The sequence below is a fragment of the Nocardia sp. NPDC055050 genome, assembly GCF_053608345.1.
Map to the genome: position 1 here is coordinate 1 of NZ_JBSGVG010000030.1, position 13892 is coordinate 13892.

A 13892-nucleotide genomic window follows, 5' to 3' on the forward strand; every position below is an offset into this window, starting at 1 on the left:
CTGGTACTGCCACGCGGTGAGGATGAAGTCCTCATCGGGAGAGAGCTCGAGCTTCTTCTGTACCTGTACCGCGTCCATCCGCGTGACATTAGCGAGACTGCCCGACAAGTGCTGGCGGATCCGAGCGAACGCAGGACGAGACACGGGCGAGGGTGCTCGCGGGGTCACGGAACGAACGGTGCCTACCTCACGCATCACTCCACAAGGAGTTCGACAAGGTCGGAATACTCTGCAGAACGGTACTATTCGTCGACCAGGGCACCGTTCAGAAGACCGGCCATGCTAGGAGAACAGTTGTGAGGCGCGTAGCTGTTGCTGGATGCATCACAGCTTTGGCGGCTGGGTTGGGCGCATGCAGTGGCGCCGGTATGGACGGCGTGTTCGTGACTCCTTCGGTGGTGGTGTCCACTGGGGCATCAGCGACGTCTGCGGTGAGATCCTCGCTCCCGCCCGCAGCCACTACCGCTGCTGCTGTGGTCGATGCAATGGAGGCTGCAGGCCTTCCCGCCACGGGGCGCGCAGACCGCACCAAAGTAGCTGGATGCGCAGATCTGGGGTGTTCACAGATGATCGCGATTGATCCGGTATCGGTGTACCAGTTCGATGGCGAAGCCGCCGCGGTGAAGTACGCAACCGTCATGTCGAAATCGTCACTGATTTACAGGAACGGCTCGATCGTGCTGCGCTTCAAGCGTGATGGGCCGAGCCCCATCGACAAGACCTTGATTCCGCAATACCAGGCCGCGCTCGACGGGCTTCTTCCGTAGTCTGCGCATCCGTTGCTGCCCAGGGCAATGAGAACCACCACTCGCTTCCGTTGGTCCCACGGTTCGGCGTGGTCCAGCGAATGTCCTCTTAAATCGAAAAGTCCGGCATCGTCAGTCCGTGGGCTCTGGGGCGGTGGATGCCGGATGCTTCCTGGGAAATGCTGTCGGCCGACGCGGCACGGCTTCCCTCATGACTGCCTGGCTACTCGCCGGTACGAGCCGAGGGTGTGGCCGCGTGTGCATTGCCGACCGGTCGAACTCGGCTTGCCGTTCGCGATCGCGCTGGCCGCGCAGTGCGCCTGGGGTCAAGGGGGGCCGAGATCGACCTAGTCGACGTGCCCACTGACTACCGCGCGTCGCAGCCTAGTTGGCGGGCCAGGGAGCCGTACTCGGATGGGGCAGGGCTGGCTGCCGGCGGACGCACCAACGCGCAACGACGCGCATCATGTAGACTACGCCGCCATGGAGGGACATCTCATTTCTACGACGACGCCGGTTACTTCCGGCGACTTCGTGATGGACTGATCACCCCCCAGACATCTCAAGCCCCGGAACAGTGTTCCGGGGCTTGGTCGTTTCCCCGCCTGTTCCGGTACCAACTCACCAGGAGCAGATATTATGGTCGCCGACCACCGGGATCTCAATCTCGACATGGACATCTTCGCCACCGACCCGCTTGCCGGTTCCGGTCTTCCGATGTGGCTTCCTGCCGGGGCCGTCATCCGGGAGGAGTTGCAAAAGCTGGCCAAGGAGCTCGCGTCGGCCGATGGCTGCCTCGGCGTGTTCTCGCCGGTCCTCGGGAAGCGGTCGCTTTACGAGCGTTCTGGCCATCTGAGCAAGTTCAGCCAGGACATGTTCCCCGCCATGCGGATGGGCGAGGACGAGCTGATGCTGCGGCCGGCGAACTGCCCTCATCACGCGTTGATCTATGCATCGGCTCAACGCTCCTATCGTGAACTGCCGCTTCGCTTCAATGAACTGGCTGCCATGTTCCGAGCCGAGCGTTCCGGTGTTGTTTCTGGTTTGAGTCGCGTCCGCCAGATCAACCTCGACGACACTCATGTCTTCTGCAGACCGGACCAGGTTCTCCACGAAGCCGAACTCGGGCTGCGGGCAGCGCTGCGTGCGCAACAGATCCTGGGACTTCCCGTCGATTACGTCCGACTGTCGACCAGAGACGACGCCTCCTCGGCATGGCTCGGTACTAGCGCCCAGTGGGAGCACGCCCAGGACAACCTTCGTACCGCAGGGCGGTCCGTCCTCGACGAGCACGGACTGAACCTGGTCGAAGCACCGGGCGAGGCAGCGTTCTACGGCCCCAAGTTCGATCTGCAGGTTCAGGACGGACGCGGCCGCGTGGAAACCATTGCCACCGTGCAACTCGATTTCAATCAGCCCCAACGGTTCGGCCTCACCTATATCGGCGCAGATGGCGACGAACACCAGCCCGTCATGATTCATCGAGGCACCGTTGGATCGATGGAGCGCGTCACCGCAGCGCTACTTGAACGCTATGCGGGGCGCCTGCCGTTCTGGCTTTCTCCTATCCAGATCGCAGTCCTGCCGGTCGGCGCCGACCAGGACGGAGCAGTGCGTGCGCTCGCCGACAAAGCTCGTCACAGAGGACTTCGTAGCCGAGTGGACTATGACGGGTCATTGGGAGCGCGCGTTCGAAACGCTCGCAAGACGCGAGACCACCTCATCGCGGTCATCGGGCCGACCGAAGTCGCACAGAACAGCGTTCAGATCACCGACGTCGCCAGCCGTGTCCGCACCCAGGTCACCCAGGAACATCTCCTCGAGCTGATGGATGAGGCGTACGTCGACCGTCGGACTGCACTGGATTGGTCTCGGTGAACAGTCGCGTACTCGCTCCGCAGTGCCGAGCGAGTACGCACGACCCCACGCGCTCACGTGCAATCTACCGACCATCATCGACGATCTCCGGCACCGCTTGTCCAGCACCCCGCGGCCCAACCAAGGTCGCCTGGCGGCTAATCGAGAAACGTCAGCCAAGCGACCACAGTAATCGGCGACTTGTCCAAGCGTAATCGAGGCGATGAGGTTCCCCCGCTTTCTCGGAGGGCTCTGACTGTGGTCCAGTAGGACCGGAAGGAGTCATTCGTGGCAGCACCGAAGAAGTACCCGGACGAGTTGAAGGCGCGGGCCGTGCGGCTGTATCGGGAGTCGGACCCGAAGCCGACGATCCGCAAGCTCGCAACGCAGCTCGGGGTGCATCACGAAGCGTTGCGGCTGTGGATCCGCCAGGCAGAAGCCGATGCCGGCGAACGAGACGTCACGCCGACGACCGACATGGCTGCCGAGAACCGGGCTCTGAAGAAGCGGGTCGCGGAGCTGGAGCGAGTCAATGCCGTATTGCGTGATGCGAGTGCGTATTTCGCCTCGGAGCTCGGCCAGACCCGGCGGTGATCGTGGCGTTCGTCAGCGAACACCCACAGCACCCGGTCGAGCTCGTATTACGGGTTCTGGGGATCGCATCGTCGACGTATTACGGCTGGTTGCGGCAGGCGAAGGGGCCGTCACGGCGGCAACTGGCCGACCAAGAGCTACTGGCTGAGATCGTCGACGTTCATACCAGCTCCGCCGGAACCTACGGGTCACCACGCGTGCACGCGATGCTGGCCCGGCGCGGGTTCTCGGTCGGCCGCAAACGAGTCGAGCGGTTGATGCGAGGTGCGGGTTTGCTGGGCGCGTTCCTGCGTAAGAAGTGGCGGCTGGGTTCGACCCGCCAGGATCGGCGTGCCGTCCCTGCCCCGGACCTGGTCAATCGCGACTTCACCGCTGGTGAGCCGGACCGGTTGTGGGTCGCCGACGCCACCCGCATCATCTGCGGTGAGGGCGTGTTCTGGCTGGCCGCGGTCCGGGACGCGTTCTCGAACCGGATCGTGGGCTGGAAATGCTCGGACCGATGCGACACCGAGCTGGTGCTCGGCGCTCTCGAGTACGCGGTCTGGACCCGCGATGTTCGTGACGGGCAGCTGGTTCATCATTCCGACCGCGGGTCGACTTACACGGCGATCCGTTTCGCGAACCGGTTGGCCGACAACGGGATCGCGCAGTCCATGGGTTCGGTCGGCGACAGCTACGACAACGCTCTCATGGAGAATGTCTTCTCCACCCTGAAGACCGAGTTGGTGTATCGAAACAGTTGGCGGACAAGGGAAGACGCCGAGAACGCCTTGTTCGCCTACATCGACGGCTGGTACAACACCCAGCGCATCCAGAAGAAGCTCGGTTGGCGATCACCCGACGAGTACGAAGCCATCTATCATCACCGAGTTCCCTCTGGAACCAGATAATCCGCTCTCCGGATTAGCGGGGGAACCTCACCCGGGCTGGGCGGGCGATTCCGCAATGACATCCAGGCGACGAAACCGGACGAAGCAGCTTGAACCTCTCGGGATGCTCGTCGGGACCAGCTGGATCGGAAGCTCTTGTCGGACTGCGTGGCCGGTCGCGTGCGTATCCGCAATCACTGCTCGCTGCGCGCGCCACCACAAGTCCGAGCTGACCAATGCGAGTGGAGCGACTCGTCCGGCTCGAATCGGTGGCATACGTAGCACGCATCCAGTCGGTGAACTTCCGCGCGTCTCGCCTCATGCGAACGTGCTCGACTTCTTCTGAGCGCGCGGGCGTTCAGTATCGAATTGTCGTCGCTCGGGACAGTCGGCTCCGGGGTGGGCAGCTTGAAGGGCCCCACTGCGCAGGCGCAGGCGGCCCCGCAGCCTGACATCCGGTGTCGGGAGTGCTGTGATGACAGCCGAGTGCAAACGCCTGTCTCGCCCTGCCTGATCGTGCAGCGGCTTCGGATGGGGCTTGGTGGGTGGCTACCCAGTTTGGTCGAGTTCGTCGGTCATCGGTCGCGGTGACTAGGTAGTCAACCTCTGAGCAGGGCGTGGATCGATCGTCTCGATCGAGGTGGCGGGCCGGTACCGTTCGGCCGAAGCCCACCGCGTGGGGGCAATGTAGTGGTCGGAATACGGACGTGTTCGCTGTGGCCTCGGGTAGGAGGTGGCTGAGCGGTGTCCCCTGATTGCCTCATTGGCGAGTTCATCGAAGCCCCGCCATCGCCATCGCCAATCGACCGGCGGGTGGGAGGCGCTGCTACGAGATTGGTGTCCGAGATACTTGCTTCCATGATCGAGAATCGAGGCAGAGGTCGGCCAAAGGCAGGGGAGTCGGTATCGATCGAAGACTTGCTACAGGCGACGTTACGTGCATTCGCCTTGCACGGATACGAAGGCGTCTCGCTGCGCACCCTCACCCGGGAGCTCGGGGTCAGCCACAATTTGTTGTACCAACGCTTCGGGACGAAGGACGAGCTGTGGCGGGCCGCAGTCGACTTCGGATTCGGGCAGTTGGTAGTCCACCTACACGCGCTCGTCGAACCCTCGCCGGCTGATCTGCTCGATCAGCTGAACCTGGCGATCCGCCGATTCATCGTCTACTCGGCCCAGCATCCCGAATTGCTGGGGCTGATGAATAACGAAGGACGCCAAGATACTTGGCGTCTTGCTTACATCTTCGATACCTATCTGGAGCCTTCTCTCGCGTTGGTCAGCGCACTGCTCGAGCAGTTGGTCGACCAGGGCGTGGTGCGGCCGGTGGCACCGCGAACCTTGTTCTTCCTGGTCGCATCTGGTGGGGCGGCACCCTACACGCTCACGCCGCTGGCTGACCGCTTCGATACCGACGCCGTAGTCGACACGGAAGCTGTGGAGGCGCACGCGGCGCTGGTGGCAGATCTGCTCATCGGCGGACTGCGGAAGAATAATTGACAGGTGTCCATTATGGGCCTAGTGTCGGCCCAGTGACCACGATGCCGACTCCATCCGGCTCCGTCCCGAGTGACGAGGCCGACCGTATGCCCGAGGAGTTCACGCGCTACTGGCAGCGTCTGGACGACCCGAGGGTCGTCCGTGCCCGGGCCTTGGCCGAGAAGATAGTCGGCGTCGACCTGTTCCCCTCGGATGCCGTCGTGCGGGAATGGGCCCAGGGGTATTTCGACGCGGACCCGGTCGCGGAAGCCTATGTCGACGAGGCGTACCTGGAAGGCGATCCCCGTCACGGACGTGCGATGCTCGATCAGGCGCTCGAGCGCGGCGTTGGTTCGGTCACCGATGCTCCCGAGACCTTGCACCGACTGATGGCGGAGTTCGAACAGGACCCGGAGTGGGTCGACCGCGACCTTGTCGACCAAGGGGCGCGGGCGTTCCGAAGATTTGGGCCTGCTGTCTTCAGTTTCGCGGGCGCCACCACCTTGATGGCATACACCGAGAACCCGATCGTCCAACCACTGACTCTGACCGGAGCCTACGCCGGAGACACGGCACTGCGCCGCTTCATGGAAACCGCCCGCTTCTGGATCGACGTCTCCGAGCCAGGCGGTCTCGACCCAGCGGGTGCAGGCCGAGCAACCGCGATGCGCGTGCGCATCATGCATGTGTTCATTCGCAGGCGGCTGATGGGTCATCCCGAATGGGACGTCGCAGCATGGGGTGTACCGATCTGCCAGTCCGAAGCCCTGATAACGCTGATGGCCGGCAGTCTGGCGCCCGGGCTCGGGCTCAGGGCAATGGGCTTTCGAACGTCGATGAGCGACGTCGAGGCGATGATGCATTTCTGGCGCTACGTCGGTCATCTGATGGGTGTGCAGCCGCGGTGGTACCCGAACAGCGTCCGCGAAGGCGTGCAACTGTTGGCTGCCTACATGCTCAAGCGAAATTATCGCGCAGCCGACGACGGCATCGAGCTGGTGGAGTCATATCCGCGAGCATTCTCCCCGAGACGAGATATGGGGTGGCCCAGGCGAATTCGAGACGAAGTCAACTATCGTGCGCAACTCGGCTACACCCGGTTCTTCTTGCCTGGCAGCTTCTATCGTCGCTACGACCTGCCGAATCCGTGGCCATGGGCACTGCATCCTCTCGTGCAGTTCCCAATTGTTTTCACCGTCGAGACTGTGCGTCGCCGCAGCAGGAGGGTCGACGATCTCGTCGATCGCTACGCTCGGTTTCGTCGAGAAGCTTGGTGGCGCAACGAGATGGGCGAGGACCGTAGCCGATTCGAGCCAGTCCAACAATTCACGCGCTAGGTTGTGAATTCCTGTTTCTCGATCGTTGGAGCCGACCCCCAGCGTCCCTCGAAACAAATTCGCGAAGTGAACTCTCGGCGCCCGACAGGCGGGCAGCCTTCAGGTGGTTCGGGCGTATCACCCGTTGCTTGCCGACTATCGAAACGGAAGGTGCGGAGATGGCCGGTCACATGCCGCGAGGGCGCTTTGCGCGAGGCGCCAAACTGGGCGGACTTGCGGCGAGTCGAGCTGTTCGCGGCGTCAGTACAAAAATGTCGGTGCTCGGCCGCACCGAGCAGGCACGACAGCGTCTGACCGAACGTTCCGCGATAGTCGCAGCGCAACAGCTCGTCACCGTCCTCGGGGAGATGAAGGGCGCGGCCATGAAGGTCGGTCAGATGCTGTCGGCGCTCGAGCTGGACTTGGTGCCCGAGCCGCATCGAGAGCAGTTCAGAGCCAAACTCGTCGAACTCTGTGATCGCGCACCGACAGTGGCCTTCGCGGACATGCGGGCAGTGCTCGAAGGTGACTTGGGCCGACTGGCGACCGTCTTCACCCAGTTCGACGAAACCCCGATCGCGGCGGCATCGATCGGCCAGGTGTACCGGGCGCAGCTGCGGGACGGCCGTTGGGTGGCTGTCAAAGTGAAGTATCCCGGGGTGGACGAAGCCGTGTCCGCCGATATGCGCAACTTGATGTTTCTCAGCCGGTTGTTGAAGAACGTGCTGCCCAGCGCCGCAGATAAGTCAGTCATCGGTGAGGTGGTCGAGACCATCGGCAGAGAGCTCGATTATCAGCGCGAGGCCACAGCTCAACACCGTGTGGCCACTCGCTACCGCGGGCACCCTTTTATCACGGTGCCAGCAGTGATAGGGGAGTACTGCGGTCCGAATGTGCTCGTGACGGAGCTCATTGATGGGCACTCGTTCGATCGGATTCGGCAGTTGCCCGCGGCTGACAGAGATGGCCTGGGCGAACTGATCTACCGCTTCTATATCAGTGCGCTCTTCGCCGACCACGAGTACTGCGGTGACCCTCATCGGGGCAATATTCTCCTCGGTCGGGACGGGAAATTGGGATTCGTCGACTTCGGGCTGTACAACAGCATCGACGACGCGGACGTCGAGCTCGAACGGGCCGTGATTCGGGCGGCAGCGGAGGGCCGCGCACAGGATGTCTGCGACATGTGGGTCCGCCGTGGCATCCTTGATCCGGATGCAGGCGTTTCGCCGTGGGAGTGCCTGGATTATGTGATGGCGGTCGCGGGGTGGCACCTTGTCGATGAACCGATGACCATTACAACCGAATTGGCCACCAGCGCCGTGGTTCTCGCGGTCGACCCGCGAGTGATGGCGCACCGCGGCATGCGCCATCAGCTTTTGCCGCCCGAGCATGTCTTCTCGCGGCGCACGGACCTGTTCACGCTCGGCGTTCTCGGGCAGTTGGAGGCGACGGCGAACTGGCACACTCTGGCGGCCGAGTGGCTTTACGGCGAGCCTGCAACGACCGATATCGGTCGTGCGATCGAGAGCTGGAAAGCCACCCGGCTTCGTTGATGTGGTTGCCGGCAGGGCTCGATGGCAAGGTCGGTCAACCCCGCTCCACCGCATCCCAGCAGCCCGCCAACGGGCTATTCCCTGCTGCGGGCGCCGTCGAGGAGGAGATCGCAGAAGATATCGGCGATGGCGTCGGTATCGGACGGTCCATCCGGATTGACCCAAGACGACGCCCAGTTTCCGATACTGAGTGAGGCGATCCGGAAAAATTTCGCGTCGATGTCCTGGCGAATCGCGCCCTGGTCGATACCGTCGGCGATGATCTGATCCCAGAGTTGGTCGTAGCGATCGCGAAGGTCGATGATGTCGTCGAGCTTGTCTTCGTCCTTGATCTCGCGGAACTCGGCGAGGACGATGCGGGCTTGTACCCCGTAGCCTGCGCCGAGCTTGAAGTGTGCCCGCATCGCGGAGCGATACCGTTCGACGGCGGGCGCGTCCGAGTTCGCGATCGGCACGACCGTCTTGAGGTAGATCTCCATGTCCAGCCGGGTGATCTCGTAGAGCAGATCCTCCTTGCTGTCCACATGCGAGTAGAGGCTGCCCGACAACAGTCCGAGCCCGTGTGCGACATCGCGGACCGTCGTCGCGTGATACCCCCGCTCACCGAACAATGCGGCTGCGGCGGCCAGGATCTGGTCGCGCATGTCGGGATTGGCGACGTCGCGAGGTGTCGGCGGAGGCGTGATCCGAGGCTTCTTTCGCAACGCGCGTGCTTCGGCGCTCATTGCGTTCTCTTTGACCACGACGCCCACTCCTTCTCGGTTCGGTAGATGACAGGCAGACCCTGCAGGAGCAGTGCACAACTGGACCCTCACGTCGGCCTGGTCGGAATTGTAGATCGCGGCACCTATCCATGCAAGCGCTTGCAAACTGCTGTCTATCTGCAGCTATCCGTGGCGCACGATCGCTTGGTCAGATTCTTGCAACCCCTTGACAATCCCGTCGGCTGAGGGCAAGGTCACACCTTGCTAGCGCTTGCAATCATGCCGAGTCGTTCACAGGCAGAGCGAGTGCAAGGCGTTTCGACGCGTAGGAACTTGACTGACGGCCGGTCCGCGGTGGCTGGTTCGCGGAGTCGATTCTGTCGTCGCGACGCAGTGGCCGGGCAGTGACCTGTGTGTCCGATGTTCACAAACGCTGGCTGACAACGTCAGTGCCTGCTCTGGCGTCGGTGCTGCCCGCCCCTGTCGACGAGGCTGCCCGAGGTAGAGATATCCCGAACCAGTGGATGGCGCTGACCCTGATGATGAGGAGCCGAGATGACCAAACCCGCGCTGCACAGCACGGCTACCGCCAAGGTATTGACGCGGTTGGTACCCCTATTGATGCTGGTCTACGGCTTCAATTTTCTGAACAGAACAAACGTCGCTTTCGCGCAATCTGCGCTCGACGACGCCGCCGGCATCGGCGCCGCCGCCTACGGGCTCGGCTCTGGGATCTTCTTCCTGAGCTATGCCTTGCTGCAGATTCCGAGCAATCTCCTGATGACTCGCGTCGGTCCTCGCCGGTGGATCGCTGTAGCCTCCGCCGCGCTGGGGGTCATTTCGGCGTGCCTGATGTTCACCAGCAACGCGCCGACCTTCTACGCTCTGCGATTCCTGCTCGGCGTCGCCGAAGCCGGAATCTATCCGGCGATCCTGTATTTGATCACGCTCTGGTTCGCAAAGGAGGATCGAACCAAGGTCGTCGGATACGTCATCGTCGGTGCGATCGCTTCCTACGTCATCGGCGGACCGATCAGCGGAGCGCTCATGCTTCTCGACGGTGTGGGCGACCTGCAGGGGTGGCAGTGGCTGTTTCTGCTCGAAGGAATCCCCAGTATTCTGGTAGGTATCGTGATCTGGTACGCGATGCCGGACTCGCCCCGGGATGCGAAGTGGCTCAGTGCCGAGGAGAAGGTGGCGCTGACAAGCGCGGTCGAGGCCGGTAGTGCCGAGGAGATCAAGGGTAGCCTGCTTGCCGGCTTCCGCAATCCGATCATCTTGTGCTTGGCTGCGATCTTCCTGATCAATCAGTTCGCGGGCTATGGGTTCGCGTTCTTCATGCCGGGGATCATCGGGGGGATGGGAGTCTCGGGTTCCTTGGCGATCGGAATCGTCACCGGCTTGGTGTCGCTGGCGTCCGCCTTCGGGGCGGTTGTCACTCCGCGTCTTCAGCGTCGCTATGGCAGGACCGTGGCGCTGATGGCGGTGTGTATGGCCGGCACCGCCGCCTCGGCGATCTTGTACGTGCTGTTCGACGGGCCGCCGGTGCAATTCCTGGCGCTCACACTGGCTGTCTTCTTCATCGACGGGACTCAGCCGATGATCTGGTCGGTCGCGATGGAGCGGGTCTCGGGCACGATGGCAGCCGGAATGCTGGCATTCATCAACACCGTTGGTTTGATCGGAGGTTTCAGTGGTCCGTATGTGTTCGGTCTCGCCCAGGAGATCACAGGCGAGCCGTCGGCGGGTTTCTACGCGCTGATCGCGTCGTTCTCGTTGCTTCTCATCCTGTTCCCCCTGCTGTACGCGGCACTGCGCCGCAGCTCTTCGGAGGCATCGACGGCCGATGTGGTGCCGGTGGCGCCGTGACCGAGATGGTCACCTCGACAGGTCGGGAGGACCTCACACCTCGTCTTGGGCGAGTGGGCGTATCCGCCCTCCCTCCTCCGGCGAAATCTAGCGTCTAACCCGCGAATCTTCTCGGCAGGGCGGGGTTGACAGTTCCATACGGACGGGCCTACATTGCACTTTGCAAGCGCTTGCAATTGCATGTTTTCGCGCTGGCGAGCGCCTGGGTTCCGCGCCGCGGGACGGCGAAATGCAGGCCCGCCTGCACTGGCGGTCCGGCCCGACAACCCCGCCCTCAGAAGCTCCTAGGAAACGCTGACGGCGGTTCCTGAACTCGAAGATCGGAGTACCAACATGAACGAAGTTGCCATCGTGACCGGTGCCGCAGGTGGAATCGGCGCGGCCACCGCACAGCGATTCGCTGACGAAGGAAGGACCGTGCTCGTCGCCGACATCGACTTCGGCGGTGCGGAGCGGGTAGCGGCACGGATCAAGGATTCCGGCGGCGAGGGCGTTGCCGTGGCGCTCGATGTCGCCAACCGTCAGGACTGGGAACGCGCCGCCGAGACCGCGCGCAAGCACGGACGGCTCACCGCCCTGGTCAACAACGCGGGAATCCTCCGCGACAAATCGCTGCGGAAGATGAGCGACGACCAATGGGATGCGGTCATCGACGTCCACCTCAAAGGAGCATTCCTCGGCAGCCAGATGGCCTTGAACGAGATGGCTCCGCACGGCGGTGCGATCGTCAGCATCTCCTCGACGTCGATGCGAGGAAACTTCGGTCAGGCGAACTACTCCGCTGCGAAAGGCGGGATCGCCAGCCTCATGCGCACTGTTGCCATCGAGGGCGGCAAGTACGGTGTCCGGGCCAACTCGGTTGCGCCAGGGACGGTGGCAACGGCGATGCTGGACTCGATTCCCGGTGACGCGGTCGAGCAGGGCTTGTCCAGGATCCCGCTGGGCAGGGTCGCCGATCCCGCCGAGATCGCGGCCGTAATCTGGTTTTTGTGCTCGGCGGAGTCGAGCTACGTGACCGGCCAGCTGTTGTTCGTCGACGGCGGTGTCCTCGGGTGAGGCGGCGATCGAGATGACCGGTACGACGTCGTCGTACTCGGCCGGCCATCTCGACACACGAATCAGCATGGCTTCGACTGCGGTGCGTGCACCGCAGTCGATTGAAGGAAGATCGAAAGGGCGCGTTGTGAGTAATAGTTGGAATGTCGCGGATTGGTTGGAAGTAGTCTCGGGCGCGCGGCCGGGGAGTATTGCGCAGATTCACGGTGAGCGTGCAATCACCTACGAAGAGACGGAGCAGCGGTCGAACGCCGTCGCACGGTGGCTGGTGGACTCGGGATTGCAGCACGACGCGAAGTTCGCGCAGTATCTGTACAACAGTCCCGAATATCTGGAGTGCTTCTACGCGGCGTTGAAGGTCGGAATGGTTCCGGTCAACATCAACTACCGCTACCAGGACACCGAGCTGCAATACGTGTTCGACAACGCCGACGCGGAAGCGATCGTGTTCCACGGTGCGTTCACCGAGCGACTGGAACGCCTTCGCCCGGAGCTGCCGAAGGTTCGTGCGTGGCTGTGGGTCGACGACAACACGGGACCGCGCCCGGCGTGGGCCGCGGACTTCAACGAGATCGTCGCCGTCGGTGCGGACAAGCCGAATCCGGCGTGGGCTCGATCCGGCAATGACATCTACATGCAGTACACCGGTGGGACAACCGGAATGCCCAAGGGCGTCATGTGGCGCCAAAACGACATGCTCGCTTTGTGGTGTGAGCTGGACTACTTCGACCGCTTCGGTCTGGACAATGACCCGGCGACCGCGCTGAGGCAGCTGCCCGACGCCTTGCCCGATCCGGGGCCCCGAACCGTGGTATCGAGTCCGTTGATGCACGGAACCGGTCTGCTGACCGCGCTCGACACCTTGCTCAAAGCCGGAACCGTCATCACCTTGCCCGAGCGCAAGTTCGACGCGCATGCGGTGTGGGCGACCGTTGCCAGAGAACACGCGACCAGCCTCAACATCGTCGGAGACCCTTTCGCCAAGCCGCTGCTGTCAGCTCTCGACGCGGAGCCGAATCGTTGGGAGCTAGACGATTTGAGGGAGGTCACCTCTTCGGGGGCGATGTGGACGAACACGAGCAAGCAGGGCCTGCTTCGACACATCCCTCACCTGACTCTCATCGACTCGCTGGGCTCCACAGAGTCGACTATGGGAATGTCGGTGACTACCAGTGCGAACAACGGGGAGACCGCGAAGTTCGAGCTGAGCGGGCGCACGATCGTGGTCGACGAGAACCACCAGCAGATCAGCGACCCGGGTGTCATCGGACGGATCGCATCGCGTGGCACCGGCGCCGTCGGCTACTACAAGGACCCGGACAAGACTGCCGCCACCTTCCCGGTCATCAATGGCGAGCGGTACACCATCGGTGGCGACTGGGCCGAACTCGAAGCCGACGGAACCATCCGGCTCCTGGGCCGCGGGTCGGTGTGTATCAACACCGGCGGCGAGAAAGTCTTCCCCGAAGAAGTCGAAGTTGTCGCTTGCCAGCACCCGGCGGTCGCAGACGCCGCGGTCGTCGGCATCGCGGATGATCGCTTCGGCGAAGTAGTCGCTGCGGCAGTACAACTGAAAGACGGCGCCCACGCGTCAACCGATGACATCATCGAGTTCGTCCGTGCCCGACTCGCCGGGTACAAGGTCCCCCGCCGCATCGTTTTCGTCGACTCGCTCGGACGAGGCGCGAGCGCAAAACTCGACTACAAAGCACTGCGGGCCTTGGTGATCGCTCGGACATCGACCTCGGAAACAACGCCGGCCCGATAGCGGGTCACCGCCTGCCACGACCCAAGACCTCGCTGCTCGGCGACGTCTTCTCTCGACTGCCCGAGCTCAGTAAGTCGT

11 protein-coding genes are annotated in these 13892 nt (G+C 62.9%); 10 read left to right on the top strand and 1 reads right to left on the bottom strand.

Features of this window, described 5'->3' with window-relative positions:
* Positions 1–566: 566 nt before the first annotated feature.
* The 7 genes from ACWGCN_RS25870 (at position 567) to ACWGCN_RS25900 (ending at position 8417) form a co-directional block, all read left to right on the top strand.
* Positions 567–767, top strand: coding sequence for a hypothetical protein (locus tag ACWGCN_RS25870; RefSeq protein ID WP_452457850.1), 201 nt, complete (start codon positions 567–569; stop codon positions 765–767).
* Between the two features lie 618 nt (positions 768–1385).
* On the top strand, positions 1386–2624 hold the full coding sequence (gene thrS / locus ACWGCN_RS25875) for a threonine--tRNA ligase (protein WP_452457851.1): 1239 nt from the start codon (positions 1386–1388) through the stop codon (positions 2622–2624).
* Positions 2625–2891: 267 nt separating this feature from the next.
* Complete coding sequence (locus tag ACWGCN_RS25880; protein ID WP_452457852.1) at positions 2892–3197, top strand: transposase; 306 nt, start codon at positions 2892–2894, stop codon at positions 3195–3197.
* A 2-nt stretch (positions 3198–3199) separates the two neighbouring features.
* The gene (locus ACWGCN_RS25885) at positions 3200–4087 is read left to right on the top strand and encodes an IS3 family transposase (protein WP_452457853.1); all 888 of its coding nucleotides are present in this window, start codon (positions 3200–3202) and stop codon (positions 4085–4087) included.
* 837 nt (positions 4088–4924) lie between these two features.
* A complete protein-coding gene (locus tag ACWGCN_RS25890; protein WP_452457854.1) occupies positions 4925–5566 on the top strand; it encodes a TetR/AcrR family transcriptional regulator in 642 nt (213 codons plus the stop codon).
* Positions 5567–5607: 41 nt separating this feature from the next.
* Positions 5608–6882 carry an oxygenase MpaB family protein gene (locus ACWGCN_RS25895; protein ID WP_452457927.1) on the top strand — a complete coding sequence of 425 codons (1275 nt, stop codon included), beginning with the start codon at positions 5608–5610 and terminating at the stop codon, positions 6880–6882.
* 158 nt (positions 6883–7040) lie between these two features.
* Entirely contained in the window at positions 7041–8417 is a 1377-nt protein-coding gene (locus tag ACWGCN_RS25900; RefSeq protein WP_452457855.1) for an ABC1 kinase family protein, read from the top strand.
* A gap of 74 nt (positions 8418–8491) precedes the next feature.
* Here the strand turns inward: ACWGCN_RS25900 and ACWGCN_RS25905 are convergent, their stop codons facing one another.
* The gene (locus ACWGCN_RS25905; RefSeq protein ID WP_452457856.1) at positions 8492–9142 is read right to left on the bottom strand and encodes a TetR/AcrR family transcriptional regulator; all 651 of its coding nucleotides are present in this window, start codon (positions 9140–9142) and stop codon (positions 8492–8494) included.
* Positions 9143–9676: 534 nt separating this feature from the next.
* Between ACWGCN_RS25905 and ACWGCN_RS25910 the strand changes: the two genes are divergently transcribed.
* From ACWGCN_RS25910 to ACWGCN_RS25920, 3 genes are all read left to right on the top strand, one after another.
* Positions 9677–10990: an MFS transporter gene (locus ACWGCN_RS25910; RefSeq protein WP_452457857.1), complete on the top strand. Its 1314-nt coding sequence runs from the start codon at positions 9677–9679 to the stop codon at positions 10988–10990.
* A gap of 333 nt (positions 10991–11323) precedes the next feature.
* The gene (locus ACWGCN_RS25915; RefSeq protein WP_452457858.1) at positions 11324–12046 is read left to right on the top strand and encodes an SDR family oxidoreductase; all 723 of its coding nucleotides are present in this window, start codon (positions 11324–11326) and stop codon (positions 12044–12046) included.
* A 13-nt stretch (positions 12047–12059) separates the two neighbouring features.
* Complete coding sequence (locus tag ACWGCN_RS25920; protein WP_452457859.1) at positions 12060–13814, top strand: AMP-binding protein; 1755 nt, start codon at positions 12060–12062, stop codon at positions 13812–13814.
* The last annotated feature ends 78 nt before the right edge of the window (positions 13815–13892 follow it).

Coding starts and splice junctions, on each gene's coding strand:
- ACWGCN_RS25895 (WP_452457927.1), top strand. CDS start 5,608: ATGCCGACTCCATCCGGCTCCGTCCCGAGTGACGAGGCCGACCGTATG.
- ACWGCN_RS25915 (WP_452457858.1), top strand. CDS start 11,324: ATGAACGAAGTTGCCATCGTGACCGGTGCCGCAGGTGGAATCGGCGCG.
- ACWGCN_RS25870 (WP_452457850.1), top strand. CDS start 567: ATGATCGCGATTGATCCGGTATCGGTGTACCAGTTCGATGGCGAAGCC.
- thrS (WP_452457851.1), top strand. CDS start 1,386: ATGGTCGCCGACCACCGGGATCTCAATCTCGACATGGACATCTTCGCC.
- ACWGCN_RS25905 (WP_452457856.1), bottom strand. CDS start 9,142: ATGAGCGCCGAAGCACGCGCGTTGCGAAAGAAGCCTCGGATCACGCCT.
- ACWGCN_RS25900 (WP_452457855.1), top strand. CDS start 7,041: ATGGCCGGTCACATGCCGCGAGGGCGCTTTGCGCGAGGCGCCAAACTG.
- ACWGCN_RS25920 (WP_452457859.1), top strand. CDS start 12,060: ATGACCGGTACGACGTCGTCGTACTCGGCCGGCCATCTCGACACACGA.
- ACWGCN_RS25910 (WP_452457857.1), top strand. CDS start 9,677: ATGACCAAACCCGCGCTGCACAGCACGGCTACCGCCAAGGTATTGACG.
- ACWGCN_RS25890 (WP_452457854.1), top strand. CDS start 4,925: ATGATCGAGAATCGAGGCAGAGGTCGGCCAAAGGCAGGGGAGTCGGTA.